General features: G+C 71.2%; 20 protein-coding genes and 5 pseudogenes. 12 read left to right on the top strand and 13 right to left on the bottom strand.

The genetic code is table 11. The features are described from left to right. Positions 1-91: 91 nt before the first annotated feature. Positions 92-1,034 (top strand): annotated as a pseudogene (locus tag FEF34_RS03750) (transposase); the annotation flags it as partial. Here the strand turns inward: FEF34_RS03750 and FEF34_RS03745 are convergent. The 6 genes and pseudogenes from FEF34_RS03745 to FEF34_RS03720 all read right to left on the bottom strand — a co-directional run. Next, a pseudogene (locus FEF34_RS03745) lies at positions 983-2,008 on the bottom strand (AAA family ATPase); the annotation flags it as partial. The pseudogenes FEF34_RS03750 and FEF34_RS03745 sit on opposite strands and share 52 nt — an antisense overlap. Positions 2,009-2,159: 151 nt before the next feature. Next, positions 2,160-3,323, bottom strand: coding sequence for an IS701 family transposase (locus FEF34_RS03740; RefSeq protein WP_138051846.1), 1,164 nt, complete (start codon positions 3,321-3,323; stop codon positions 2,160-2,162). Between the two features lie 85 nt (positions 3,324-3,408). After that, positions 3,409-4,371, bottom strand: a pseudogene (locus tag FEF34_RS03735) (AAA family ATPase); the annotation flags it as partial. Between the two features lie 538 nt (positions 4,372-4,909). After that, entirely contained in the window at positions 4,910-5,614 is a 705-nt protein-coding gene (locus FEF34_RS03730; RefSeq protein WP_171052802.1) for a maleylpyruvate isomerase family mycothiol-dependent enzyme, read from the bottom strand. Positions 5,615-5,893: 279 nt separating this feature from the next. Next, complete coding sequence (locus tag FEF34_RS03725; protein WP_138051843.1) at positions 5,894-7,132, bottom strand: IS701 family transposase; 1,239 nt, start codon at positions 7,130-7,132, stop codon at positions 5,894-5,896. A 188-nt stretch (positions 7,133-7,320) separates the two neighbouring features. After that, positions 7,321-8,001, bottom strand: a complete 681-nt coding sequence (locus FEF34_RS03720; RefSeq protein ID WP_138051842.1) for an SMI1/KNR4 family protein — start codon at positions 7,999-8,001, stop codon at positions 7,321-7,323. 317 nt (positions 8,002-8,318) lie between these two features. Here FEF34_RS03720 and FEF34_RS03715 point away from each other — a divergent pair, with 317 nt between their 5' ends. Beyond that, on the top strand, positions 8,319-8,717 hold the full coding sequence (locus FEF34_RS03715) for a hypothetical protein (RefSeq protein WP_138051841.1): 399 nt from the start codon (positions 8,319-8,321) through the stop codon (positions 8,715-8,717). Positions 8,718-8,972: 255 nt separating this feature from the next. Here the strand turns inward: FEF34_RS03715 and FEF34_RS03710 are convergent, their stop codons facing one another. The 3 genes from FEF34_RS03710 to FEF34_RS03695 all read right to left on the bottom strand — a co-directional run bounded on the left by FEF34_RS03710 (position 8,973) and on the right by FEF34_RS03695 (position 11,540). Continuing rightward, positions 8,973-9,182: a hypothetical protein gene (locus FEF34_RS03710; protein ID WP_138051840.1), complete on the bottom strand. Its 210-nt coding sequence runs from the start codon at positions 9,180-9,182 to the stop codon at positions 8,973-8,975. A 396-nt stretch (positions 9,183-9,578) separates the two neighbouring features. Beyond that, positions 9,579-11,150, bottom strand: a complete 1,572-nt coding sequence (locus FEF34_RS03700) for an oleate hydratase (RefSeq protein WP_138051839.1) — start codon at positions 11,148-11,150, stop codon at positions 9,579-9,581. A 198-nt stretch (positions 11,151-11,348) separates the two neighbouring features. Next, positions 11,349-11,540 (bottom strand): hypothetical protein, encoded by a 192-nt coding sequence (locus tag FEF34_RS03695; protein WP_199800636.1) that lies wholly within the window; start codon positions 11,538-11,540, stop codon positions 11,349-11,351. Between the two features lie 312 nt (positions 11,541-11,852). Between FEF34_RS03695 and FEF34_RS03690 the strand changes: the two genes are divergently transcribed. From FEF34_RS03690 to FEF34_RS44125, 5 genes and pseudogenes are all read left to right on the top strand, one after another. Then, entirely contained in the window at positions 11,853-12,761 is a 909-nt protein-coding gene (locus FEF34_RS03690; RefSeq protein ID WP_138051838.1) for a universal stress protein, read from the top strand. A gap of 27 nt (positions 12,762-12,788) precedes the next feature. Then, positions 12,789-13,709 carry a universal stress protein gene (locus tag FEF34_RS03685; RefSeq protein WP_138051837.1) on the top strand — a complete coding sequence of 307 codons (921 nt, stop codon included), beginning with the start codon at positions 12,789-12,791 and terminating at the stop codon, positions 13,707-13,709. 186 nt (positions 13,710-13,895) lie between these two features. Further along, on the top strand, positions 13,896-16,316 hold the full coding sequence (locus FEF34_RS03680; protein WP_138051836.1) for a phosphoketolase family protein: 2,421 nt from the start codon (positions 13,896-13,898) through the stop codon (positions 16,314-16,316). A 155-nt stretch (positions 16,317-16,471) separates the two neighbouring features. Further along, the gene (locus FEF34_RS03675; protein WP_138051835.1) at positions 16,472-17,095 is read left to right on the top strand and encodes a DoxX family membrane protein; all 624 of its coding nucleotides are present in this window, start codon (positions 16,472-16,474) and stop codon (positions 17,093-17,095) included. A 228-nt stretch (positions 17,096-17,323) separates the two neighbouring features. Further along, positions 17,324-17,421: pseudogene (locus tag FEF34_RS44125) on the top strand (pyruvate formate lyase family protein); the annotation flags it as partial. Positions 17,422-17,509: 88 nt separating this feature from the next. Here the strand turns inward: FEF34_RS44125 and FEF34_RS03670 are convergent. After that, positions 17,510-18,235, bottom strand: a complete 726-nt coding sequence (locus FEF34_RS03670; protein ID WP_171052801.1) for a CBS domain-containing protein — start codon at positions 18,233-18,235, stop codon at positions 17,510-17,512. A 501-nt stretch (positions 18,236-18,736) separates the two neighbouring features. Between FEF34_RS03670 and FEF34_RS03665 the strand changes: the two are divergent. After that, a pseudogene (locus tag FEF34_RS03665) lies at positions 18,737-19,625 on the top strand (universal stress protein). Here the strand turns inward: FEF34_RS03665 and FEF34_RS03660 are convergent. Further along, positions 19,555-20,814, bottom strand: coding sequence for a cation:proton antiporter (locus FEF34_RS03660; RefSeq protein WP_138051834.1), 1,260 nt, complete (start codon positions 20,812-20,814; stop codon positions 19,555-19,557). The pseudogene FEF34_RS03665 and the gene FEF34_RS03660 overlap by 71 nt on opposite strands. 3 nt (positions 20,815-20,817) lie before the next feature. Further along, positions 20,818-21,297, bottom strand: a complete 480-nt coding sequence (locus FEF34_RS03655; protein WP_138051833.1) for a cation:proton antiporter regulatory subunit — start codon at positions 21,295-21,297, stop codon at positions 20,818-20,820. A 358-nt stretch (positions 21,298-21,655) separates the two neighbouring features. Here FEF34_RS03655 and FEF34_RS03650 point away from each other — a divergent pair, with 358 nt between their 5' ends. From FEF34_RS03650 to FEF34_RS03640, 4 genes are all read left to right on the top strand, one after another. Then, a complete protein-coding gene (locus FEF34_RS03650; protein ID WP_234042259.1) occupies positions 21,656-22,537 on the top strand; it encodes a universal stress protein in 882 nt (293 codons plus the stop codon). Between the two features lie 143 nt (positions 22,538-22,680). Beyond that, positions 22,681-25,368, top strand: coding sequence for a cation-translocating P-type ATPase (locus tag FEF34_RS03645; protein WP_407698338.1), 2,688 nt, complete (start codon positions 22,681-22,683; stop codon positions 25,366-25,368). A gap of 214 nt (positions 25,369-25,582) precedes the next feature. Continuing rightward, positions 25,583-25,726, top strand: coding sequence for a hypothetical protein (locus FEF34_RS41000; protein ID WP_171052800.1), 144 nt, complete (start codon positions 25,583-25,585; stop codon positions 25,724-25,726). Positions 25,727-25,743: 17 nt separating this feature from the next. Further along, on the top strand, positions 25,744-26,136 hold the full coding sequence (locus FEF34_RS03640; RefSeq protein WP_325063616.1) for a transposase: 393 nt from the start codon (positions 25,744-25,746) through the stop codon (positions 26,134-26,136). Between the two features lie 50 nt (positions 26,137-26,186). Here FEF34_RS03640 and FEF34_RS43605 read toward each other — a convergent pair whose 3' ends face one another. Continuing rightward, positions 26,187-26,312 (bottom strand): hypothetical protein, encoded by a 126-nt coding sequence (locus FEF34_RS43605; protein WP_267905177.1) that lies wholly within the window; start codon positions 26,310-26,312, stop codon positions 26,187-26,189. Between the last annotated feature and the right edge of the window lie 220 nt (positions 26,313-26,532).

The raw sequence follows: 26,532 nt of genomic DNA, 5'->3' as shown, positions 1-26,532 counted from the left end.
TCATGTGCCGGACGCCGAGGCGACCTCCGTCTGATCATGTGCTCCGACCAAGGTGCTCCGACCATGACGAAGGCCGTGGGGGGTGAGTCTGCTGCCTGGAGCCGCTGTGGGTGAGGCGTCCGCGGAAGCGTCACGCTTTCGGGACGAGTCGTGCGCGTGTCTGACCGTGCGGAGCGACGAGCTGTTCGAGCTGTCGGATGCGGTGTTGTGTGCGCCGGGTGCGGTGCACTCGGCGGTGGAGCTGACGCTGCTGCCCGAGCACCGGCGCGGGCACGGCGCGATGTCGTCGGCCGGGCGACGGGGCAGTGGCGGCCCGGCGAGCCGGACATCGTAATCGTCACGGACGCCGGATACGACGTGACCCGCTTGGCCTGGGTCCTGCGGGATCTGCCCGTCGAGCTGATCGGGCGGATCCGCGGCGACCGCGTGATGTGGTTACCGAAGCGGCCGCGGCTGCCCGGGACGAACGGCCGGCCGCCGAAGCACGGTCCGGAGTTCCGTTTTGCTAGACCGGAGACCTGGCCCGAACCGGCTGTCACCACTCGAACCGCCACGGCGAACTACGGCAAGGCCGTCACACAGGCGTGGTCCCCGGGTCCACCCGAGGCTGACCCGCCGGGCCGCCTGGCTGGATCACGCAGGTGAACTACCTCTGGTAGAGGGAACGTTGATCCGTCTGGAGGTCGAGCACCTGTCAAAGGACCGTGAGGACAGGCTCCAGCGACGCGGACGTCGACCGGGCCTGGCCGGCGTTCCTGCGACGCTTCGATCTGGAGCACACATTCCGGCTGTTCAAGCAGACCCTGGGCTGGACGAAGCCTCGGCTGCGGGAGCCGGAGGCCGCCGACCGATGGACCTGGCTGATCATCTCCGTATACACCCAGCTCCGGCTTGCCCGCCCGCTGGCCCGGGACCTTCGGCACCCCTGGGAGAAGCCGGTCGCACCGAGCCGAGGGCCGCATGTCTCGGCCACCCGGCGGCGTCAGGCGGCGAGCGGCCCCGGCAGCGGCCGGGCGTGCAGCACGTCGAGCCGGGAGACCGCCCGCGTCACCACGACGTACAGCCGGTGCAGCCCTCGCGGTTCGGACTCGACGATCGAGGCGGGCTCCACGACGACGACGTGATCGTACTCGAGCCCCTTGACCCACGTGGCGGGCATGACGGTCACCCGGGCGTTCGCGGCGGTCTCCTCCCCGGTCGCCGTCTCGATGCCGGCCTCGCGCAGGGCCGCCGACGTGGCAGCCACATCGCGATCCGCGGCGATGACGGCTACCGAGCCCTCGCGGTCGAGCGCCGCGCGCACCGCGGACACGGCGCCGGCCGTCACATCGCCGACCTCGCGGATCGTCAACTCGCCGTCCCGCCGCAGCGAGCGGGCCGGCGGCACGTCCACGCCGAGGACGTCCAACAGCCGGTTGGCCAGCTCCATCACGGCGGCGGGGACGCGGAAGCCGGTGGTCAACGGGACGACCGTGGCCCGTGTCCTGCCCAGGTGCCGCAGTTGCTCCTGCCAGTTCCGTGCCGACCAGGGCGCGGTGGCCTGCGCCAGATCGCCCAGCACGGTGATCGATCCGAAGACGCTGCGCCGCCCGATCGCCCGGCACTGCATCGGCGACAGGTCCTGAGCCTCGTCCACGACCACGTGGCCGTACCCCTCGGGGCGCTCGATGAGCCCGGCCACTTCGTCCAGGAGCAGCATGTCCTCGGCCGACCACGCGGCGGTCTTCGCCGACCGAGGGGGCTCGGACCACAGCAGAGCGGCCTGTTCACCCGAGTCGAACAGGCCCTGCGCCGCTGCGGCCAGCACCGCCCGGTCGCTCAGCAGCGTGGCCACCACCTCCTCCGGCCGCACCGACGGCCAGACGGCCTCCAGGAGCGCCGCCACCGGTTTCGACCGGCCGATCCGCCTGCTCCACGTGACGCTCCTCGGGCCGGCCCGCCGCTCGGCCTGTTGCTGGATCAGCATCACCACGCGGGTGCGCACATGTTCGCGGCCCATGGCGTACGGCACCCCTAGTACTGCAACCGCATGTGTGGGTCGTGGCCTCGGCGTTGGTAGTGGCAGCGGCGGGCTCGGGCTTGGCTACGGCGTCGGAAGTGTGACCAGCGCAGACGATGCTCGTTGGTGTGGCGTTGGGGTGTGATGACGACGTGCCCGATCATCCGGCGGATCTCCGGGACGCTGAGGGGTATGAGGCCTCGCTCGTCGTCTGGGCTGCCCCTTTTGCGGCTTCTGTGGCGCGGATGGCGGTCAGGTAGGCGAGGGCGGCCATCGCGAGGGTGATGTGCCGGTACCAGGCCCGGTAGAGACGGACCTGGTAGTGGTCCAGGCCGCATTCTCCCTTGGCGGTCTGGAAGCATTCCTCTACCTGCCATCGCGCTCCGGCGGTCCTGACCAGGTCTTTCAGCCGCGAGGTGACGGGCCCGTAGCAGACGTAGTAGGCGATCTCGGTGGGGTCGCTGATGTTGCGGCGGGCCAGGACCCAGTGCCCGAAACCGTCCACCCACTGGGCCCGGATCGCGATCCGGGCCCAGTCGTGGAATCGCTGGCCGTGCGCGCCCGCACCGGCGGAGATCCGCTTCCATGCCTGCCGGGGCAGGCGGGTGATCAGCGCACGGACCTCGGCGTCGGTGCCGTCGGCGGTGGTCACTGTGTCATTGACTTTGGTGGCCAGCACGTAGGCGACGTGCCGTTCCTCCAGCCAGGCCCGCAGGTGCTTGACCTGGCCGTATGCCTCATCTGCGGTGACCCAGGCGAAGGGGACGCGTGCGTCGATCGCGCGTTGCAGCATCCACTTGAAGTGCTCGATCTTCGTGGCGAACGGGACCTCGTCACCGATCCCGGCCGCCCGGCACCGCTCGCGGTCGTCCGTCCAGGAGACCGGGATGTACAGCTCGCGGTCGATCAAGGCCCGGCCCGCGGCGGAGGCATAGGCCAGGAACGTGCCGATCTGGCAGTTCTCCGTGCGTCCGGCCGTGCCGGAGTACTGCCGCTGGACTCCGGCTGACTTGACGCCCTTCTTCAAAAACCCGGTGTCGTCCCCGATCAGGACCGCATCCTTCGCTCCGATCGTCTCGACGACGAAGTCACGGATGTCGTCACGGACCGCGTGCTCGTCCCAGTCGGCGAAGTTCAGCAGTCTCTGGAAACCGTCCGGCCGACGCTGGCCGGCCTGCTCCGCCAGCGTCCACCCGTTCTTCTTCTCCAGCGGCGAGAGCAAGGTGGACAGGTAGTCCAGCGCCCGCTCACGCGGCTCCGACCTGCCAAAACGTCCTGCGAACCGGGCATGGAGACCAGCTATCCCGTCGGACCAGTCCTCGATCTGCGCGACCGTCAGCGATTCATCACACAGTCAGCCCAACGACCAACACGACACTCCGTCACGCCACATGCGGTTGCAGTACTAGGGCCCGCACCTCCTCAACGACCCGGGCCAGTTCGCCCGTGCCGACCCGCCAGCGGTACGACCCGTCCGTGACGGTGACGGACTCCTCGGGGTGCCTGATCCGGGCGTGCAGCGCCCGCTCGAGAACGGTGGCCATCCTGGCGCTGTGCTTCAGGACGCGGGCCTCCTCTCCGTCGCCCCGCCGGACCGGGTGCCGGGTGACCACGTCCTCCACCGTGAGCTGGGCGACGTCGATCTCGCCGAGCGAGGGCAGCACCTCCGAGATGTAGCGGAGGAAGGTCCGGTTCGGACCGATGACCAGCAGACCGCTGCGCCGCAGCCGTTCGGGGAAGGTGTAGAGCAGATACGCGGCGCGATGCAGTCCGACGGCGGTCTTGCCGCTCCCCGGTGCCCCCTGGACGCAGACGGACTCGGCCAACTCGGCGCGCACCAGGTCGTCCTGCTCCGGCTGGATGGTGGCGACGATGTCGCGCATCGGGCCCAGGCGGGGCCGCTCGATCTCGGCGGCGACGATGGCGCTGGCCGCGTCGCCGCCCGCCTGTCGGCCCAGGTGCTCGTCCTCCAGCCCGGTGAGATCCTCCGGGGCGCCGTGGCTCGACGGCGCCCAGCCGAACCGGCGCCGCACCGAGACGCCGCGCGGCTCCAGGGCGCTCGCCTGGTAGTAGGTCCGCGCGACCGGGGCGCGCCAGTCGATCACCAGAGGCGGTGCCGCCGGGTGTTCCGAGACGCGCCTGCGGCCGATGTGGTACCGCTGCCGCCGGTGGTCGCCCGCGGCCTCCGCGTCCTCGAAGTCGAGACGGCCGAAGAACAGCGGGCCGTCGGGCTCCTCGGCCGTCCGCCGCGCGCGTGTGCGCAGATACCGTCCGAGCGCCTCCGCGCTCGCGCCGTCGCCCGACACGTCCTGGCCGGCGACGACCTGACGGTCTGCGTCCTCCACCTGACGGCCCATCGCCTCGCGGCACATCGCGACATACGCGCGTTCCACGGCGAGTTCGCCGCCGAGCGGGGCGGAGTCCCGGCTGCCGGAGGTGTCCTGGACGTGTGACGTCATCGATCGAAACCCTTCGGTGGCGATGGTCGTACACCGTCCGGGGCAGGGGCGGACGGTGGATGCTCCGTCACAGCATAGATGAACTGGGTTAATAATTTGCCTGAGTTGGATCGTGAGTGACCGCCTCGCTCCGGCCGCCTGCTCGAGGCGAGCGCGGACACGATCTACTCCCAGGGCAAGGACCGGTCGATCCCGCTGCACCGCAACTGACCCTTGTGGTGACGTGTGACCGACGCGGCGCATGGAACCTGAAGGGGGTCGTCCGGGGAAGTCGGTCCGCCGGGAAGCGGGTTCCGTGCGCGACTTCCGTCCGGACGCGGCCACGACGAGCGACGGTTGTCTGCGTCCGGGGCGGTGGTGCTCCCGGCTGGGCGGTGGTCTGTTCCGTGGCCGGGGGTGAGGTGTCTCCTGGCCGTTCCGCCGATCTCGAAGCGCTCGGTGCCGGGCGTCTTCAGATCCAGAACGGCGCTGCGGGAACCTCGCCGGTGGATGCGGTGAGTCCCGTGCCGGGGGAGCGTCCGCTGAGCCAGGCGAGGAGGTCGGCCTGGAGTCCGCCGACCGTGGGGCCGCCGGTGCCCAGCGTGTGCACGAGGCCGGTGTCGTGCGCCTCCAGGCGCAACGGCGGGGTGCCCCGGCGGCGGGTGAGCGCCTCGACGATGTCGTCGATGATCCAGCGGGCGGCGTCGGCCGGTATGTCGCAGAAGCGGTAGCCGGCGTCCAGGTCGGCGTGGTGGATCTCCAGTTCGCGCAACCGCGTGGGGACCAGGGTCGTCGGTGTGCGCAGCTCGCCGGTGCGCATCCGCACCTCGGCGCGCCAGGCCGCCGGGGGGAGGGTGCGTATCGCCTCCTCGAAGCGGGCGGCGGTGTCGCGGACGTCGGCGACCAGCGCGGCGACCGGTCGCCGGGCCCCGGCCTCGATCTCGGCTGCGCGGGCGTCCATGCTCGCGTACTGCGGTGTCTCCGTGCCGGTACGGGCCCAGGTGAGCAGCCGGCAGAGGCTGTCCGTGGCCCGCGCGACGTGGGTGATCACATGGCCGCGGGACCATGGCGGTACCAGTGTGCCTCCGGCGACCTGGGTGTCGGTGAGAGAGGTGACCGTGGCGACGAACCGGTCCGTGGACGCGGTGATCGGTCCCAGTGCCCCGAGGTCCTGCACCACATCTCCTACGATTTCCGTATCTCGGAATCTGTGAGTCGTATTGCGGAAACTGGGTCGATCGTATGTGCGGAACTTCCGGGACGTCAACCGGCCTCTCGGACGGGCGGGAGCCTCGGTGGACGCGTAGCCGCTGCGGCAGGTGAGGGGCTGGCGGAGCTGTCCGGTTCGAGGAGTGTCGTCGAAGTTGCGGGGACCGTCGGCACCGGCGGCTTTTCACCTCGGTGAGGAGAGCCGCACCGGCAACTCGGTTAGTACTCCAGCTGTAGATCGTGATCTTCATGTCTGGGATGCGGCTTGCCGCCGGTAGTGACTGGTGCGTGATCGTGCCTGGTGGCGGCGGCGCCAGTCGGACCAGGCAAGCCGGTGGGCCGCGTCGAGGACGGGCCGGACGACGAGCGCGATGAACAGGCGGCAGATCTCGTTGCAGGACAGCGGGATCAGGTCGTCCGGCGTGGGTCGGTGTGCGTGTTCGTCGGCGCGGACGACGGCGAGGAAGGCGTGGGCCAGCATCGCGAGGGTGACCCAGCGGGCCCACGAGGGGTAGCGGCGGACCTGGTGCTCATCCAGCCCGGCCAGTCCCTTCTCTGTTTGGAAGGTCTCCTCCACCCGCCATCTGGAACCTGCGACCTTGACCAGGGTGGCCAGGGATGCCGGCGTGGTGGAGTGACAGCGGTAGTAGGCGAGTTCACCGGTGCTGCGGTTGCGGCGGATCAGCAGCTGGTGGTGGCCCGGGGCTTCGTCGGCGAGGTCGATGACGGCCCAGTCGTAGAATCGCTGCCCCTTCGCGCCGTGTCCGGCCGAAAGCTTCTGCCAGGCCCGCTTCGGCACCTTCGCCGCCAGGGCATCGGCGCGGAACTTGCCTGCGCCGGTGGACACTTCGGCCGAGCAGGCCACCGCGAGGACATAGCCGATGCCGCGTTCCTCCAGAGCCGTACGGAGTCTTGGGTTGCCGCCGTAGACCTCGTCCCCGGTGACCCAGCCGACGTGGTGTCCGGCGTCCAGGAACCGTTCGATCATCGTGCGGGCCAGTTCCGGCTTGGTCGCGAAGACGGTGTCCTGGCCGAGTCCGGCTGCCCGGCAGCGGTCCGGGTCGGACGTCCAGGAGCGCGGGATGTACAGCTCGCGGTCGACCGCCGCGTGCCCGCGCGTCCCGGCGTAGACGAGGTAGACCGCGACCTGGGAGTTCTCGATCCGGCCGGCGGTGCCGGTGTACTGGCGCTGGACCCCGACCGTGTGGGTGCCCTTCTTCACGTCGCCGGTCTCGTCGACAACCAGGACCGCAGCCTCGTCATAGAGGTGCTCGACGACGTATTCGCGCACGTCGTCACGGATGCCGTCGGCATCCCAAACGGCTCGGCACAGCAGATGCTGCATGCCGTGCGGGCTGGCCTCCCCGGCCCACTCCGCGATCGTCCAGCAGTTCTTGCGCGGCAGGTCCGCCAGCAGGCCCAGCACCAACCGCCCGGCCCGTTGCCGTGGTTCGACCCGGACGAACCGGCCCGCGATCCGGCCCATGGCCACCTCGAACGCATCCCGCCAACGGACGGGATCTATGCTGTGACCTGCGGCCACCGTCTCATCGTTACTCCACACAAGTCACGATGATCAACGGTGGCCGCACCCGTCTCCACACCGGCCCACCTTGGCTGAGGGCCCTGCTTAGCCCGTTTCACCGTAACGCTCAACAGCACAGGCCGATGGGCCTACGGTGCCGACAGGGCTGTGCGCTCGGCTTTCTCCAGCCAGTCGGTGTACCAGCGGGCGAACGTCACCGGCGTACCGTCGTCGTCGAGCAGCGGGGCGAGGTCGACGTCGTCCACCCGGCAATCGGACCAGATCGTGCCACGGTGGCTGCCGTTGATGATCAGCCATTCTCTCTGGGCGCAGCCCAGGTGGGAGATCACGATGGCGCCGGCGGTGCGCTCCGGGGCGAACATGATGGCCTCCCACCGCTCGTCCCAAGCCTCGATGGCGTCGTCGAAGTCCTCGATGTCGTCGAAGTCCTCTTCCTCGGGGCGTTGGGCAAGAAGGTCGTCGAGCAGTTTCGGGTCCGGGCCCTGGTCGGGAAACGGCGCGGCAAGTCTCGTCAGGTCGGCCAGGTCCGCGCCGTCGCCTTCCCAACGCCAGCGGCCTTGCACGCGCCGAACTGGGAACAGGCCGTACGCGGGGCCGGCGCCACCCGCACCGACGTGGAGCAGGAATGTCCGGTACTCCTCCGGCAGCCGCACGTCCGTCTGAGCCTCGAGTTCGGCAAGCTCACCCTGGGTAAGCGGGTCCTCCACGATCCACCTGTGCCCCAATGCCCCAAACACCCTGCTGCCGGAAGGCCCTGCACCCGCCGCCTCGAGCCGCTGACGCACGCCCACCCACCACTGATCAGTCATGCGCAGACCGTACGTGCAGCCATCGACACCTGGGGCGCGGGCCCACTGCTACGGTCCCGACGGGCTCAAGACTGGCCCAACGCCCCAGACCCCTCAGCGCAACACGCACATCGGCCAGCTGAGGCTCTCGATCACGCCCCCAGCAAGATCACGATCTACAGCTGGAGTATTAGCCGACCCGCAGGTCTCGGCGGCGGAGTCGGTCCAACGGTCTTTATGTATAACCGATATGGAGGACATTCGCGTTATTGACCGAATGTATAGCTCTGGGTAATTTCTCGCAGAGTTGTCCTTCGGGTTGGCGATCGGAGTGTCGCGTGAAGAACGTGATGTGTGTAAGCATTGTTGCTGGTTTGATCATGACCGCGTCAACTGGTGTGGCCTCGGCAAGTGACCGAGAGGGCTTCCCTGCCCTGTCATGGAAGGCCGGAGTGATCACCAGTAATGAAGGCGTAAACGTTCGGGGGGAACCCACGACTAACTCGACCGCGTGGAGCACTCTGGACGCCGGAGCCTTGGCAGGGTTCACCTGCAAAGTTCGCGGTCAGGAAGTCGATGGGAACGACCTTTGGTACCGGCTGAATGTGGACCGGGTGAGGTACGTCACCGCCCGCTACGTCCAAACAAGGAAACACATCCCCTACTGCGGCTACAAGCCCTCCTTGGATCCGGTGGACCTTCAGCCGGTTACCGCGGAAGAAGCCCCCATGGGCTGACTTCGGGGTCCGGTGAGAGTGGGGTCGGGGACTGGCGCGGGGCGATTGCAAAGTCGCGGTGATCTCGTGAGTGTGCAGGTCACGGCGGTGTGACGATGGCGGGGACGCGGACGTCGCCGGTGCGGGCGCCGACATGAACGGAGAGGGTTCCACCGCGCGGGAAGGCCCTGACCGGCGAGGCGCGCAGAGGCGACCCGGACCGATCACCCGACTCCGACCAACGGCCTGCTCGTGTCGGAGGCGGAAACGGGACGGTCAAGGAGTACGGGAGCCGATCCAGGCCGTCGCCTGCTCGGGCGTGGTGGCGAAGTCGACATCGAGGACGCGGATGTCGCCCAACGGGCCGTTGGAGGCGCGTACCTGGAGGGTCAGCTCGGCGTGACGGCCCGGCTGGGATGGGTGACGGCGGCTGTCGGGGCGTCGTCGTGCGCGTGAGGGCTGTCCCGTAAGCCCCAGCGGGCGCACGACGACGGCTGCGGCACCTCGCTGCGTTGACGGATCGCCCGAATACGCCCAGTATGAGGACGACCCTCCGCCTTGCGATGCACCGCATCCGACGCCGCGCGCTGATCCACCGGTGATCACGGGACAGCCCTTGGTCACTGCCGTGGGTGAGGAGCTGGTGGACGGCGACCGCGCTCACGCCCTCGCCGTCGTAACGCTTGTCCTTGGCTTCCACGGGCGGCAGTGTGTGATGTCGCAACACGCGCCGGATCGCGTCCTTCGCCGCCCACTTCCACACGGGGAGCGGTCTGCCCGTCCTGCCAGAACGCGAGGGGCCGCCCCCGCGTCTGCACCGTCTGCCGCACGGCGGCGCAGCCGACCTGCCGATCCTTGTGGCACAGCGGCATCCGCAGCTGATCAACGGCGGTGCATGGTCTCCAGTGCGGCGGCCAGGACGTGGGGGTCGTGGTGGCCCTTGTAGACAGCGGGCGGGTGCTTGTCGAGCTTCAGCAGTTGGGCCACGGCCGTCCAGGCGGTGCGTACCGAATACTCGACGGTGAACACCACGTCGTCCGGTACCTCGGTGAACTGGCCGATGAAGGCGAGGTTGACCGATCCGTCGGGCACGACCTTGGGGCGGTCGTCGCGGCGGCGGGCGAGGAACTGGCTGGTGATGTACGGCATCAGGCAGGGCACGACGGTGGAGGTCTTCCGCACCCGGGCCGCCACGGCCTCGTCGAACGGCAGGTGGTGCAGGGTCTCTTCGAGGACCTCCCGGCCGGAGCACATCGACATGGGTTTGGGTGTGTGGTTGCCGGCGCGGCCGGGGCGAAGTGCGTAGCCCCACCATACGAAGACGCCTTCGGGCTGGTCGCGGTAGACGGGCTGGCGCGGGGCGACGAGGGTGAGCAGCCAGTTGGAGTCGGTGAAGGTCATCAGGCCGCCTCGGCCGGTCTCGCGGCCGCTGAACTCCTCCAGTGCGTCGAGGAAGGCGGGATCGCTCGCGGTGACCGTGAACGACTCCCAGCGGGACTCGTCGACGCGTTTGTCGAAGACCGCCGGGTCGCCGAAGTCGTCGCGCCCTCGGTGCAGTCGGTGCCAGAGCAGCCAGGCGTTCGAGCGGTGGGGGCGCGGGGACGGTGCGGAGGTGTGCGACCCGAGGCTGGAGGCGTCGGTCATGGAGCCGTTGGTGACCAGGACCAGGTCCTCGAGGGCCACCTCGATCTGCTCGTCGCGGCCGCCGCGGGACAGGTGGATCGTCTCGACCCGCGTACTCCGGCGGCCCGGTGCGAACCCGAGGTCGATGACGTGGCAGCCGGTGTGGAGGGTGACACCGCGTTCGCGCAGCCAGGCGGTCAGGGGGCGCACGATGGAGTCGTACTGGTTGTAGCGGGTGCGGTGGATGCCCGACATGGTCGCGAACTCGGGCAGCAGATGGATGAAGCGCCTGAGGTAGCGGCGGAACTCGATGGCGCTGTGCCAGGGCTGGAAGGCGAACGTGGTGCACCACAGGTACCAGAAGTTCGTGGTGAAGAAGTGCTTGCCGAAGCAGTCCGTGATCCGCTTGCCGTCCAGGTGCCCCTCGGGGGTGGCCAGGCAGCGGACCAGCTCCAGGCGGTCACGTTCGGAGAAGCCCATCGAGCGCGTGTCGACGATCTTCCCGTCGCCGTCGACGAGGCGTGCGGTGTCGTCCCAGGCGAAGTCCTCGTGTCCGGCCAGGATCTCGTCGGTCACCGATATGGAGGGGTCGTCGAGAGTCGGGATGCCGGACAGCAGGTCGTAGGTGCAGCGGTACTCGGCCTCGAACATCCGCCCGCCGCGCATGGAGTAGCCGGTGTGAGCCGTGCCGCCCGCGTCCAGGCTGCCGCCGATGCTCCGCTGCTCCTCGAAGAGGTGGATGTCCGTTCCGTCGAACCCCCCGTCGCGGATCAGGAACGTGGCCGCGGCGAGCGCCGCGATTCCGCTGCCCACCAGATAAGCCTTCGCCACCACACAACTCCTCGCTCTCGCCCGCTGATCGGGAACCACCGGTATCAGCGTTTCCCGGGCCGGTGAGCGCCGTCTGCGGGCCGTTGGTCACCTGTGTGGGCCGAAGGGCCCGCGAGGTGGGCTTCCGTGGACGGCGCGGGCCACAACGCAAGCCTGGTCGGTGGACCCTCTCCGACCGGGCCGGTACGTACCGGGGTCTCACGCCGGGTGGTAGTCCGCCGTCCTGCCGCCGCTTTCCGCGGGATGCGGGGTACCGGGGCCGACGCGCCACGGCGGGGACCCCGCACGGTGGCCGTTGTGTCCGGAGCGGGCCGCCTTGTCGGTCCGGCGGCGCAGCCGGTCCTGGAGCTGGTCGACGAGTTCGTGGCCGGTGGCTTCCTCAGCGTGCACGACAACGTCACGCCGTCCGGCGTGCAGGGCGGCTGTGGCCGATCAGGGACGCTCCGCGTGGTGAGCGGCCGCGTTCCGCCGTCGTTTCGCGGTGCTGGGCCAATGAGGGGTCCATCGGTCCCACCGACTCGGACGCATCGGCCCAACGGGGTGCCGGGAAGCCAGGGCCGAACGGCGCCGCAGCGTGGTGCGGGGATGCCGCCTGGGCCGATGGGGCCGGTCGGCCCCGGACGGGGGACCTGCGGTACCTGCACCCGCGGCCTCTCCCGCCACCACGCTGGCATCGCAACCCCGACACAGGAGGTGGACAGCATGTCCCGCAACGTCACCGTGGGCCTCGACGGCTCGGCAGAGAGCCGCACGGCTGCCGAGTGGGCGGCCCGGGAGGCGAAGCTGCGCGGTCTGCCGCTGCGGCTGGTGCACGTCTGGGAGCCCGTTCCGGAGCCCATTGCCCAGGCGCAGGCCCCCCTCGGCGCCGAGAAGCTGCGGCACTGGAGCGAACGGATTCCGCGCGAGACGGCCGAGGGTCTGCGTCGGCGCCACCCCGGCCTGCGGGTGGAGACCGAGCAGGTTCCCGGCAAGCCGATGGACGCGTTGCCGGAGACGGCGAAGGACACCGAACTGCTGGTCCTCGGCTCGCGTGGGCTGAGCGGGATCGGCGGGTTCCTCGTCGGGTCCGTGGGCGCGGCCGTGATCGCGCACACCGGCACCCCCGTCGTCCTGGTGCGGGCCGGGGAACAAGCCGCCGACGAGCACGAGATGGACCCCGCCGGCATTCCGTCCACCGCCACCCCGTACCAGCCCGTCGTGCTCGGCCTCGACACTACCCACCCCGACGACACGGTGATCGCCTTCGCCTTCGAGGCGGCCGCCCTCCGCGATACCGCACTGCGGGTCGTGCACGGCTGGAACCTCCCGCCCTACGCCGCCTACGGCGTGCCCGCCGACGCCGAGCTCAACGCCGCACTCGGCCGGCATGAAGCCGCCGCCCTCGCCGCGGTGCTGCGGCCCTGGCGGCAGAAGTACCCGGACGTCGAGGTCGTCGAGGAGTCCCCGTCCGGAAGCCCTGCCAACCACGTCATCGACGCTTCCCGCGAGGCGTCCCTGGTCGTCGTCGGACGCCGGGTCCGGCGCAGCCCCTTCGGCGTGCACATCGGCCCCGTCACGCACGCGGTACTGCACCACGCCGCCGCCCCCGTCGCCGTCGTCGCGCACGACTGACAGCGCCTTCGGAAGGAAGTGGAGAACATGAACACAGCGGACGAGAACGCAGTGGCCGAGCGAGCCCTCGGAGGGCCCCTGGTCGTGGGCGTCGACGGTTCCGAGCCGAGCCTGCGCGCCGCCGACTGGGCGTCCGACGAGGCCGCCCTGCGCGGGGTGCCACTGCGGGTGGTGTACGCCTGCCTCTGGGACCGGTACGAGGGTGCCGCGCTCGCCCGGGACATCGGCGAACCGACCGAACCGCCCCTGCCCCAGGACGTGGTGGGCGCCGCCGCCGAGCGGGCACGCGCCCGGCACCCAGGGCTGCGGGTCACCGCCGACGTGGTGTTCGAGGAGCCGGAGTACGCCCTGGTCCGCGCGGCCCGGAACGCCTCCGCGCTGGTCGTGGGCACCCGCGGCCGCAGCGGCCTTGCCGAGATGCTGCTCGGCTCCGTCAGTCTGGCCGTCGCCGCCCACGCCGACTGCCCGGTGATCGTGTTGCGCGGCAGCCACGACAACCAGGCGACGCCACCGGTGCACGGACGGGTCGTCGTGGGCGTCGGCGAGGACGCGAAGGAATCGGCGGCGGTTCGCTTCGCCGCCGAGGAGGCGCGGCGGCGCGGGGTGCCTCTGGAGGCCATACGGGCATGGCGCTGCCCCGCGTACGAGCCCGGCGGCTATCCCCTGATGCTCGGCGAACCCACCCGCCAGTACGAGGAACGGGCCATCGAGGAACTCGAAGGGGCGCTGCAGGACCTCCCGGCGGACGTCGAGGTGCGCCGGCGCACCGTCGAGGGCCATGCCCGCCGGGCGTTGGTGGACGCCTCGCACAGTGCTGACCTCCTGGTCGTCGGCGCCAGTCGGCGCGAGGGGCAACTCGGGTTCCAGCTCGGCCGTACCGCCCACGCGGTGCTCCACCACTCCGCCTGCGCGGTCGCGATCGTGCCGCACCGGGGGCACGACGCCTGACCGGTGTCTCAGAAGCTCGCCTCACTCCCACTGCCCCGTGGTGCTGGTGCCGACCACTTGACGCCCGCCGCCGGGCCACGCGGATGGCCCGGTCGGCCCTGTCGGGTGCCCGGCGGGGTGGGGGAGGGTGGGGAGGCACGGACCCTCTTGCACCTCCGACCGCCCCGACCCGGAAGGGAACCTTCGATGTCCGACGACACACGGCAGGCGTCCGCCCCTCTCCCAGCCTCCGGCCGGGGAGACCCCCGTCTCGCTGCGCTCACCGAGGACGAGTTGAGGACGCTGGATGCCCATTGGCGCGCCGCGAACTACCTGTCCGTCGGTCAGATCTACCTCATGTCGAACCCCCTGCTGACCGAGCCGCTGCGTCCCGAGCACGTCAAACCGCGGCTGCTCGGCCACTGGGGCACCTCGCCCGGGCTGAACCTGGTCCACACGCATCTCAACCGCGTCATCAAGGCACGCGGCCAGGACGCCCTGTGCATCTGGGGGCCCGGTCACGGCGGCCCGGCGGTTCTCGCCAACTCCTGGCTGGAGGGCACCTACAGCGAGACCTACCCCGACATCACCCGGGACGCGGCCGGCATGGAGAGGCTGTTCAGGCAGTTCTCCTTCCCCGGCGGCGTGCCCAGCCACGTGGCCCCCGAGACACCCGGTTCGATCCACGAGGGAGGCGAGCTGGGCTACGCGCTCTCCCACGCCTACGGCGCCGCCCTCGACAACCCGGACCTGCTCGTCGCCTGTGTGATCGGCGACGGCGAGGCGGAGACCGGCCCGCTCGCCGCCTCCTGGCACTCCAACAAGTTCCTCGACCCCGTCCACGACGGCGCCGTCCTGCCGATCCTCCACCTCAACGGCTACAAGATCGCCAACCCGACGGTGCTGTCCCGCCTGCCCGACGCTGAACTCGACGCCCTGCTGCGGGGATACGGCCACACCCCGATCCACGTCAGCGGCGACGACCCGATGACGGTGCACCGGGCGATGGCCGCCGCGATGGACGACGCGCTGGACCGCATCGCGCTCCTGCAGCGCAGCGCGCGCGAAGACGGCGTGTCCGAGCGGTCGCCCTGGCCGGTGATCGTGCTACGCACACCGAAGGGCTGGACCGGCCCGGCGGTGGTCGACGGACTGCCGGTGGAGGGCACTTGGCGCTCCCACCAGGTGCCGCTGGCCGCCGTACGGGACAACCCGCAGCATCTGCGGCAGCTGGAGACATGGCTGCGCTCGTACAAGCCGGAAGAACTCTTCGACGCGCACGGCAGCCCCCGCGAGCAGGTGCTGTCCTGCGTCCCGGACGGCTCCCGGCGCCTGGGCGCCACCCCGCACGCCAACGGCGGCCTGCTGCTGCGCGAACTGCCGCTGCCCCCGCTGGAACGCTACGCCGTGCCCGTCGACAAGCCCGGCGCGACCCTGCACGAACCCACCCGTGTCCTCGGCGATCTGCTGGAGCACGTCATGCACGCCACCCGCGAGCGGCGTGACTTCCGCCTCGTGGGACCGGACGAGACGGCCTCCAACCGGCTCCAGGCCGTCTTCGACGCCAGCGGCAAGGCCTGGCAGGCACAGACCCTTCCCGTGGACGAGCATCTGGACCGGCACGGCCGGGTGATGGAGATCCTGTCCGAACACACCTGCCAGGGCTGGCTGGAGGGATATCTGCTGACCGGCAGGCACGGGCTGTTCTCCTGCTACGAGGCGTTCGTCCACATCGTCGACTCCATGGTCAACCAGCACATCAAGTGGTTGCGCGTCACCCGCCGCCTGCCCTGGCGCGCTCCCATCGCCTCCCTCAACTACCTGCTCACCTCGCACGTGTGGAGGCAGGACCACAACGGCTTCTCCCACCAGGACCCCGGCTTCGTCGACCACATCCTCAACAAGAGCCCGGAAGCGGTACGGGTCTACCTGCCGCCGGACGCCAACACGCTGCTGTCGGTCGCCGATCACGCGCTGCGCAGCAAGGACTACGTGAACGTGATCGTGGCGGGCAAGCAGCCCTGCTTCGACTGGCTGTCGATGGAACAGGCGAAGGCGCACTGCGCCCGTGGTGCGGGGATCTGGGAGTGGGCGGGGACGGAGAACGGCCGTGAGCCGGACGTCGTGCTGGCCTGCGCGGGCGACGTGCCCACCCAGGAGGTACTGGCCGCCGCCCAGCTGCTGCGCCGGTACTTGCCCGACCTCGCCGTCCGCGTCGTGAACGTCGTCGACATCGCCCGGCTGCTGCCCAGCGAGGAACACCCGCACGGCATGAGCGACTTCGAGTACGACGGCCTGTTCACCACCGACAAGCCGGTGATCTTCGCCTACCACGGCTACCCGTGGCTCATCCACCGCCTCGCCTACCGCCGCACCGGCCACAAGAACCTCCATGTGCGCGGCTACAAGGAGATCGGGACGACGACCACGCCGTTCGACATGGTCGTCGGCAACGACCTCGACCGCTACCGGCTGGTCATGGACGTCATCGACCGCGTGCCCGGCCTGGCGGTGCGCGCCGCGGCCGTACGCCAGCGGATGGAGGACGCCCGGCTGCGCCACGCCGAGTGGATCCGCGTCCACGGCGTCGACCTGCCGGAGGTCGCCGACTGGTCCTGGGACGGCTGAACCCGATGCCGACAGGCCCCGGGCAGCGGGACGTTCGGCCCGCTGCCCGGGGCCTCGCAGCCCCTCCGACGGGCGTGAGCGACGCGGGACATTGAAGGCACCACGAGAAGTCGACCCCATCCTGTGCGTCACAGCCCTCGAAAGGGATGAGCATCATGGCAGTGCACAACCACCCCCACCGGCACCTGGGACTCCGCTTCCCGTCCCTGCGCCGGAGCGGGACGGCGCCCGCGTCCGGTGAGGTGGCGACCGCGGCGGCGACGGCCACCCAGGCGTACGCCTTCGCCGGTCTGCGTCTGCTGACCGGGTTCGTCTTCCTGTGGGCGTTCCTGGACAAGACCTTCGGCTTCGGCTACGCCACCCGGTCCGGCAGCGGCTGGACCGACGGCGGCTCACCCACCGAGGGCTTCCTCAGCCGTGTGGCCGTAGGGCCGATGGAGTCCACCTTCCACGTCTGGGCCGGGGCCGCCTGGGCCGACTGGCTGTTCATGCTCGGCCTGCTCGGCATCGGTCTCGCCCTGGTCGCCGGCATCGGCCTGCGGCTCGCGGCGGTCGCCGGCACGCTGATGATGGCGCTGATGTGGATCGCGGAGTGGCCGCCCGCCCGGCACCTGTCCGACGGGTCGGCCAGCATGTCGGCCAACCCGTTCGCCGACTACCACCTCATCTACGCCGTCGTCCTCATCGCCCTCGCGGCCGCGGGCGCCGGCGCCACCTGGGGCCTGGGCAAGGCATGGGCACGGCTGCCCTTCGTCAGCCGCAACCGCTGGCTCCTGTGAGGGCCGGACACTTGCCGGACCGGGGTGCCTCCGCTTGCCGGCGGGGGTGCCCCGGTTGCCTGTGCTCCCGCGAGGCGGTGCACGGCGGGTCTTGTACCAGGCGAGGCGACGAGAAGCGGGGCCCTGGTCCGGCAGGGACCTACGGCCCGGCACGAGAGGGACGGGTGGAGTGCCCCAGGTGCGCCGAGAGGCCCTCCCCGGGGGTGTCACGAGCGACGAGCATCAAAGAGGATCATCACCGGTCTGCCCGACTGTACGGCCGCGGCCGGATCATCGGCGACTACCGGCGCGTCGCGCTCTACGGCACCGACCGGCTCATCCGGGCATGCCACGGCCGGGCGGGATACCGGTAAGCCGGTCGAAGGCCGAGCGGCGGCGGCACCATGGAGCGGGGGCCGGAGACGGGCAACGCGCTCAGGGAGCCAGGGGGGAGCCCGGAGGGGTCCAGCGCAAGGGGTGCTTCTCGGGCGGGCGGCTGTCGTCGACGCGGAAGGTGAGACTGTTCATCACGCCCACAACGCCGTCCACCCGCCAGGAAAGCCGGACGGCCACCGGGATGTCGCTACGGCGTTCCAGGCGCCCCGCAAGCGTGGCCGTCCCGTCGTGGACCGAGACGATGACGGTGCGGCGCGGCAGGCACATGGCATGGGTCAGGACCTCGTCGATGATCTCCTGCTGGATCTCCTCGTCCGTGCGCAGGAAGACCCGCAGCAGGTCACGGCGGGTGGCGATGCCGATCAGGCGGTCCTCCTCGTCCACCACGGGCAGCCGTCCGACCTGATGACGCTCCATCACCCGCGCGGCGTCCGCGACGCGTTGCTCCGGGTGCACGGTGATCGCGGGTGTCGACATCAGCTGCCCGGCGGTCATGGCACGGGCCTCGGCGGCGGCGACTCGGGTCCTGCGGCGCAGCGCCGGCAGCCGGGAGCGGATGCCCTGGGCTCGCCGGGCCTGCGCCGCCTGCCGGCGGACCAGGTCGGTCTCGGAGATCATCCCGAGGACCTTGTCATCGGCGTCCACCACCGGCAGGCCGCTGATCCTGTGCCGGGCCAGCAGCCGTGCCACGTCCTTCAACGGAGTCTCCTGGCACGCCTGGACGACGTCGGGGGTCATCACCTCGCCGACCTTGGATGTCTTCACGGCAGTTCCCTTCTCCGCTGGTGTCCGTGGAGGGTCACCGGTCTCTGCCGGTGCCCGTGGAGGGCGATCGCCTTCCCCGCGTACGGCCGCTGCGGGTCGTCCCGTGTCCCCCACAGGGCGAGGTGCCGGTGGCCGGCATCGGGCCCGGAACTCTCGGGTGAGGGTGGCCGGTCCGGCCGCTGCCGTCCCGTTGGACCGTCCCGGGTGGCCGGTCCTCGATGCCTCTACAGCCTCCCGCGCACCGGCTCGACGGGGCAGGGCCGACCGGCCCTGAGCCGCGAGGCGAACCTTCCCCCTGCCGCCTGGACCCGGTCGGTGACGACACCGCCACGGCGTGGGCCGCAACGATCGCCCGCCGGAGCGAGGGCGGGTACGTCGCCGCCGCGAAGGAGCGCCGGTCGGCCCTGACCGTGGCGCCATCAGGCCCATGCACACGGGGGCGCGGGCGGGGGAGTGTGACGGGTGAGAGCAATGGCGTAGGCACTGGATGTGGGAGGCACGATGAGCGGTGTGGTGGTAGTCGGTGTGGACGGGTCTGCGTCGAGTCTCGCCGCGGTCGAGGCCGCGGCACGGGAGGCGCGGTTGCGCGGGGCGGGGCTGCGGGTGGTGCACGCGTTCATCTGGCCCGCGCTGCATGTGCCCCTGGGCCCGTCACCTTCGGGCCCCCCCCGAGGGCGGGCTCCGGAACCTGGCCGACCGTCTGGTGGCCGAGGCGGTCGAGCGGGCGCGCGCCGCGGCACCGGAGGTCGAGGTCAGCCGTGCCGTCGTGACCGGAGAGCCACTGACGGTCCTGGAGGCGCAGTCGCGTGCGGCTGAGCTGGTGGTGGTCGGGTCCCGCGGCATGGGCGGGTTCGTCGGGCTGCTGGTCGGGTCGACGGCGGTCCATCTGGCGGCACATGGCCGGTGTCCGGTGCTGGTCGTGCGGGAGCGGCCGAGTGAGGAAGGCCCGATCGTGCTGGGCGTCGACGGCTCGGCGGCGGGTCAGTCAGCGGTGGACTTCGCCTTCGCCGAGGCCGAGTTGCGAAAGGCGCCGCTGGTGGCGCTGCACGCCTGGACCACCTGGAACGCGCCGATGCCCGCGCCGCAGGACCCGTCGATGCCCTACGCGAACCCGCCGGGCGCCCTCGCCGGGGAGGAGCAGCGCCTGCTGTCCGAGGCGCTCGCCGGACGCCAGGAGCGGTACCCGGGTGTGGTGGTGGAGCACCGGGTAGTGCACGGCCACACGCGGGAGGAGCTGATCGAGGCGAGCAGGTCCGCCCAGCTGGTGGTGACCGGCGCCCGCGGCCGGGGCGGCTTCACCGGGCTGCTGCTCGGCTCGGTCAGTCAGGCCCTGCTGCATCACGCCCACTGCCCGGTCGCGGTGGTGCGGGGAGTGGACCCGCGGCACTGACCTCGTGCGGTGGGCGGCCCCCTGCCCTGTCCCGCGGTGCGGGCGGGCGGGGGGCCGCTTGCCGGGTGGGCGCGAAGCGTGTGAGGACGGGGCCGCAGACGGCGAGGAGCATCACGTAGGTGGTGACCAGGGCCGCCAGGCGGCCCTGTGCAGGGGCGGCCAGCCCGATGATGACGACGGAGAACTCGCCGCGGGCGATGAGCGCGGTTCCGGCCCGCAGCCGGCCGCGGCGGCCCGCGCCCTCGCGTCGGGCGGCATACCAGCCGGCGGCCACCTTGGTCGCGGCCGTGACCACCGCCAGCGCCGCGGCGGCGGGCAGCATCGGCAGCAGGTCGCCCGGATCGACGGTCAGACCCAGGGCGAGGAAGAACACCGCGGCGAACAGGTCGCGCAGCGGGCTGAGCACGGCCCGTGCCCGGTCGGCGGCGGTCCCGGTCAGCGCGAGTCCGATCAGGAAAGCGCCGACGGCGGCCGAGACGTGGATGATCTCGGCCAGCGCGGCCACGATCAGGGTGATGCCGAGAACGCGGAGCAGTACCTGCTCGGCGTCGGGGTGGGACAGGATACGGCCGACATGCTGGCTCCAGCGCCAGGACACGGCTATGGCCGCGGTGACGGCCGTCATGGCGGCCGCGACAGCGAGCAGCGCCTGCCACCAGGTGCCTCCGGAGGCGACGACGGCGAGCAGCGGCAGGTAGGCGGCCATCACGAAGTCCTCCACCACCAGCACGGACAGCACCGCGGGGGTCTCCCGGTTGCCCAGCCGGCGCAGGTCGCCGAGCAGGCGGGCGACGATCCCGGAGGAGGAGACGTAGGTGGCGCCCGCGAGCGCCAGGATCCCGCCGGCGTCCAGGCCGAGCAGCCAGCCGGCCACGGCGCCCGGGGCGGCATTGAGGACGAGGTCGATGACGGCGGAGGAACGGTGGCGGCGAAGGCTGACGGTGAACTCCCGGACGGTGAAGTCCAGACCGAGGACCAGGAGCAGCAGGATCACACCGATGGCGGCGCCGGTGTCGACGAAGTCCCGGGCGGCCGGAACCGGAGCGAGCCCGCCGTCGCCCAGGGCCAGTCCGGCCAGCAGGTACAGCGGTACGGGAGAGAGGGCGAAACGCCGTGCGACGGTGCCGAGCAGGCTCAGCACGGCCAGGATGATGCCCAGTTCCAGCAGCAGGGCGATGGGCGTGTGCACCGCTCAGCCCTGGACGATGCGCTGGACTCCGGCGATGCCCTCGCGGGTGCCGATCACCACCAGGATGTCCCCGGCCCGCAGGGTCTGGCCCGGTCCGGGGGAGGCGATCACGTCCTCGCCGCGGACGATGGCCACGATCGAGGCACCGGTGCGGGTCCGGGCCCTGGTGTCCCCCAGGGCCCGGTCGGCGAACGGGCTGCCGGGACGCACCTCGACCTGACCCGCGCTCAGACCGGGCACCTCACGGGTCAGATCGGCGAACCGCTCGGCGATGCGCGGGGCCCCGAGGATCTCGGCGAGAGTGTCGGCCTCCTGGCTGGTGAGCCGGAGGATCGGGTGAGCCTCGTCCGGATCGTCGCCGGGGTACACCACCAGCTCGAAGTCACCCGAGCGCTGGGCGACGACCCCGATCCGGTCACCCTCGTGGTTGACGAATTCGTAGCGCAGCCCCACGCCGGGCAGCAGCACCTCGTTGACGTCCATGTGGATCTCCCCGTCGTCACGTATCCGGAGTCTTCGCACCGGGCCATGGCCCCGGCCCGCCGTAGACGGTCTTCGGCAGGCGTCGCGGCGGCCCGCCGTGCACAGGTTTTCGGCACGCGTCGCGGAGCGCTCAAGTCGTCGTACAGGGCGCACGGCAGGTGCCGGAGCAGCACGGCAGGTGATCAGTGTCGTGAGCACCCTCGGGGCCCGACAGGGCCGAGTGGCCTCTTGGCCCGGACTGACGGCCCCTGGGCGTACCGGGCCGGCCGCACCGAGGCTGGAAGCCGAGGGGCCGCGCGTCGGCGATGGTCCGGGATGGGAGTATCCAGTGAGTTACCCGGTGAGTGACCGTGACCCGGTGAGTGATCCCGTGATCGTGGGCGTGGACGGTTCCGCCTCCAGCATCGTCGCGGTCGAGGTCGCCGCGCGTGAGGCGCATCTGCGCGGGGTGGGGCTGCGGATCGTGCACGCCTTCGGGCAGGCGTCCGGACATCGGCCGGTCGGCGCGCCACCGTGGAACGCCGCCGACCACGGCCTGGAGCCGATGGTGCGGGGTGCGCTGGCCCGCGCAGAGGAACGGGCGTACACGATCGCGCCGGACATCGAGATCACCCGGTCGGTGGTGGCCGGGGAGGCGCTTGAGGTGCTGGAGATCGAGTCACGGTCGGCGTCGCTGGCGGTGGTCGGCAGCCGGGGCCTGGGCAGTTTCTCCGGGCTGCTGCTGGGCTCGACGGCGGTACATCTGGCCGCCCACGGCCAATGCCCGCTGATGGTGGTGCGGGGCCGCCCCGATCCGGCCGGTGCGGTGATCCTGGCCGTGGACGGCTCCACGGCCGGCGAGGCGGCAGTGGAGTTCGCGTTCGCCGAGGCGGCACTGCGCAAGGCGCCGCTGGTCGCCCTCCATGTGTGGAACACCTTCAGCGAGCGCGCCTACGAAGGCCCCGGCGACCCCCTCACCGCCGTGGTGGCAGACGCCGACCGTGTCCGCGAGGCCGAGCAGCACCTGCTGGACGAGACGGTGGCCTCCTGGCAGAAGGTCCATCCCCAGGTCGTGGTCGAGCGGTGTCTGGTGCGTTCCCGGATCCGCCCGGCCCTGATCGACGCCAGTCGCGGCGCCCAGCTGGTGGTGACCGGAGCCCGGGGCCGGGGCGGCTTCACCGGCCTGCTGCTCGGCTCCGTCAGCCAAGCCCTGCTGCACCACGCCCACTGCCCCGTCACCGTCGTCCGCGGCAGGGAGTGACCTTGCCTGAGCAGCAGTCCACGGCAGGGAATGACACCCTGCCCGAGCAGACCACGGCCGTAAACCACGCCCTGCCGGTACCGACGCCCCCGCAGCCGGACGCCTACCGGCGCGACGCCGCCGAAGTGGCGGGCTTACTGGCCGTGCTCCCGGCCACGGGCCTGACCACGGCGGACGCCGAGCAGCGGGCCGCCGCCTGGGGCGCCAACGCACTGGCCGAACCGGTGCGCCGACCGCAGTGGCTGCGCGTGCTGGACCAGTTCCGCAGCTGGCTGATCGGCATCCTGCTCGTCGCAGCCGTCGTCGCCGGAATCATCGGCCAGATCAAGGACGCTCTCGTCATCACGGTCGTCCTGCTCATCAACGCCACCATCGGCTACCTGCAGGAACGCCGCGCCGAGCGCAGCCTGGAGGCCCTGCGCCAGATGCTGGTCCCCATCGCACGCGTGCGCCGCGACGGCCAGGTGAAGGAGATCCCGGCCGGCACCCTGGTGCCCGGCGACGTCGTCCTGCTGGAAGCCGGCGACCGTGTCCCGGCCGACGGGCGCCTGGTGGTCGCCGAGTCGGTCGAGGCGGGCGAGGCCGCGCTGACCGGAGAGTCCCAGCCCGTCGCCAAGACGACCGCGCCCACCGAGGCCGACGGTGCCGAGCCCGTACCCGTTGCCGAGCGCACCGGCATGCTCTTCATGAACACCGCGCTGACCCGCGGCCGCGCCGAGATGATCGTCACGGCCACCGGCATGCGCACCGAGGTCGGCGCGATCGCCGAGGCGTTGCGCACCGGCGCGGAACCGCCCAGCCCGCTCCAGGTCCAGATGGACAGCCTGGGCCGACGCCTGGCCCTGGTCAGCGGCATCGCCGTGGCCGCCTACGCGCTCGTGGCCCTCCTGCGCGGTGAGGAACTCGCCGACCTCGCACTGCGCGCGGTGGCCCTGGCCGTCGCCGCGATTCCCGAGGGTCTGCCGGCCGTTCTCGCGCTCACCCTGGCCCTGGGCGTCCACCGCATGGCCCGCCGCGGCGCCATCGTCAAACTCCTGGCCTCCGTCGAGGCACTCGGCTCGGCGACCGTGGTGTGCAGCGACAAGACCGGCACCCTGACCCTGAACGAGATGACCACCCGCGCCCTGTGGGCCGCCGGGCGTGCCTATGAGGTGACCGGGGAGGGATACGGCACCGAGGGCAACGTCCGCCCTGTGGACGAACGGCACGGCCGGGACCCGCACGATGCGGCCCTGCACGACGAGGCCAAGCGCGATGTGACCCCGCATGACGCGCCCCCGCCTGCCCTGTGCGACGCGGTGCTGCCCTTCGCGCTGTGCAACGACGCCCGCGTCACCCCGGCCGGCGTGTTAGGAGACCCCACCGAGGCCGCCCTGGCCGTACTCGCCGCCAAGGCCGGTGTCGACGCCGGGCTCCGCGACCGCATGCCGCGTACCGGTGAGATCCCCTTCGACCCGGCCGCCAAGTACATGGCCACCTTCCACACCGACGCGGAGGACGGTCGCGTCCGTGTCCACGCCAAGGGTGCCGTCGACGTCCTGCTGGAGCGCTGCACCCACGTCCTGATCGAACAGTGCCGCGTCCCCCTCGACGCCGAGCGCCGCCGTGAGGTCACCGACGCCGCCCGGCGGATGGGCGGTCAGGGCCTGCGGGTCCTCGGGGCAGCCACCGGCACCACGGACCGGTCGGACCCCCGGGAGGTGACGGGACTGACCCTGACCGCGATCGCGGGGATAGCCGACCCTCCGCGTCCTCAGGCCCGCGAAGCCGTCGCCCTGGCACAGGCCGCCGGCATCACCGTCAAGATGATCACCGGGGATCATGCCGACACCGCCGCCGCCATCGCCCGCGAACTCGGCATCACCGGCGACGTCGTCTCAGGCACAGAACTGGCCCGGATGAGCGACCAGGAACTCGCGGACCGCATCGAGGACGTCGGTGTCTTCGCCCGCGTCGCCCCCGAACACAAGGTGACCGTCGTCCGCGCGCTCTCCGAGAAGGGCCACATCGTGGCCATGACCGGAGACGGCGTCAACGACGCCGCCGCCCTGCGCGCCGCCCACATCGGCGTCGCGATGGGGATGGCCGGCACCGACGTGGCCAAAGAGGCGGCCGACATGGTCCTGACGGACGACGACTTCTCCACCATCGTCCGCGCGGTCCGCGAGGGCCGTTCCGTCTACGACAACATCGTCACGTTCGTCCGCTTCCAGCTGTCCACCAACATCGGCGCCATCCTCACCCTGCTCGCCACCGTGCTGGCCGGACTGCCCGCGCCCATGTCCGCGATCCAGCTGCTGTGGGTCAACATCATCATGGACGGACCGCCCGCCATGGCTCTGGGCATCGACCCGCCGCAGGACAACGTGATGCGGCGTCCGCCCCGCCCGCCCGGCGAGCGCATCCTGAACGCCCGCCGCCTGGTCGCCATCGCCCGCTCCGGCGCGGTCATGGCCGCAGGCACCCTGGCCGTCTTCGTCGGCGCCCGGCACCTCACCGACACCGAGACCGCCGCCACCATGGCCTTCACCACGTTCGTCCTCTTCCAACTGTGCAACGCCCTGGCCGCACGCGCCGAGGACGGCCCCGTCCTCGGCCGCCACCAGCTGCACAACCGCGCCTTGTGGATCTGCCTGGCCACCGTCCTGGCCCTCCAGATCATCGCCGTGCACGTGCCCATGGCCCGGGGAGTCTTCGACACCGTGCCGCTCAGCCCCGCCCAGTGGGCGATCTGCCTCGCCACGGCCTCCACCGTGCTGTTGACCGAGCACGCCTGGCACGCCGGCCGGACACGGCCCGGCCGCCCGGTGGACGCGACCCGCGGGCACTGACGGCCGGGCCTGGGGAACACCTCTCCGAGCAGCTGCCGGCAACCGGCAGCCTCAGGGGAGCACGCGCCAAGGTCCTGATGCCGGACACCGGCAGGTGAACCGGCACCAGGACCTGGCTTTGTGCCGTGGCCGACTCTGCTGCCCAATTCCGGGGCAACTCCGACACGCGGACCATGACCTGCGACAACGCGGTGACCGTTGCGGCCTTCCCGGCATGACTCTGCTGCTCAACCGAATTGGGCAGCAGAGTCTGGCCGTGGCCGTGGCCGTTGCCGTCGCGGGGCGGGACGAACGGGGGGTGGGCATGCGGCCGTTCTTCGAGGCCGCCACGGGCCGGCCCTTCTGTTCGCCGCCCTGACCGCCGACCCGTGGACCGTGCCGGCAGTCCGCCTGACGCGCGCCCCGCCGGAACCCGAGGTGATGTGCCGCTTCCTGGACCGCCTCGCCGGCCACTTCGACCGCAAGGTCCACCTCGTGGTCGACGGGCACTCCGCCCACCGTTCCAAGAAGGCCCGGGAGTGGCCGGCCGACCATCCCGACGACGTCGAGCTGCACTTCCTGCCGCCGTACTCACCGGAACTCAACTTCGACGAGCTGGTCACGCCGACCGCAAACAGAGCCTGCCCAGGCGGCACCGAGCCCGAGATCAAGCCGAACTCGCCGCCGAAACCCGCCGCTTCTTCCGCAGACACCAGCGTCAGCCACACATCGTCTGCTGCTCCTTCGGCGGCCCGCACGTCCGTCACATCCTCGACGAGAACCCCATGATTTTCTGATCGATAGGCGCTCTGTGCCGACGGACGGTGAGGTCGCCCCGTTCACTCGCCGGAGAACTGACCCGGACCGGGCACCAGGTCGGCGCGGACACCGTTGGCGATCTGCTGCGGGAGGAAGGCTTCAGCGGCGCGGCGGGAGGACTTCCTGCCGGTCCACTGATACAACATCGGACTTGCGAGTGTCCTTCCGGGACATGCCCGAACCTTCCTCTGCCTTTCGGACTTGCTTGAACCCTCCGTGAGTCCATGTCGTCAGGCTCAGGGCAGGTTGCTGGTCGGCGCCCCTTGCGGGGCAGACAGAGGGAGACACGTGCCCGGTCCGCGTCATCTGTGGCGTCACGGCGGTCAGGGAGCGGGGCCGGCTCTCCCCGCACAACAGTTGCACACG

Origin of the sequence: Streptomyces marianii, from assembly GCF_005795905.1 — a bacterium.
Classification (GTDB): Bacteria; Actinomycetota; Actinomycetes; order Streptomycetales; family Streptomycetaceae; genus Streptomyces; species Streptomyces marianii.
The sequence above is the reverse complement of the archived record's forward strand: the minus strand, read 5'-3'. Positions and strand labels throughout refer to the sequence as shown.

Bases quoted from the DNA above. Each gene is read 5' to 3' on its own strand.
- FEF34_RS03725 (WP_138051843.1), bottom strand. From the start codon at position 7,132: ATGGGCCGGATCGCGGGCCGGTTCGTCCGGGTCGAACCACGGCAACGG.
- FEF34_RS03720 (WP_138051842.1), bottom strand. From the start codon at position 8,001: ATGACTGATCAGTGGTGGGTGGGCGTGCGTCAGCGGCTCGAGGCGGCG.
- FEF34_RS03690 (WP_138051838.1), top strand. From the start codon at position 11,853: ATGTCCCGCAACGTCACCGTGGGCCTCGACGGCTCGGCAGAGAGCCGC.
- FEF34_RS03685 (WP_138051837.1), top strand. From the start codon at position 12,789: ATGAACACAGCGGACGAGAACGCAGTGGCCGAGCGAGCCCTCGGAGGG.
- FEF34_RS03680 (WP_138051836.1), top strand. From the start codon at position 13,896: ATGTCCGACGACACACGGCAGGCGTCCGCCCCTCTCCCAGCCTCCGGC.
- FEF34_RS03675 (WP_138051835.1), top strand. From the start codon at position 16,472: ATGGCAGTGCACAACCACCCCCACCGGCACCTGGGACTCCGCTTCCCG.
- FEF34_RS03655 (WP_138051833.1), bottom strand. From the start codon at position 21,297: ATGGACGTCAACGAGGTGCTGCTGCCCGGCGTGGGGCTGCGCTACGAA.
- FEF34_RS41000 (WP_171052800.1), top strand. From the start codon at position 25,583: ATGACTCTGCTGCTCAACCGAATTGGGCAGCAGAGTCTGGCCGTGGCC.
- FEF34_RS43605 (WP_267905177.1), bottom strand. From the start codon at position 26,312: ATGTTGTATCAGTGGACCGGCAGGAAGTCCTCCCGCCGCGCCGCTGAA.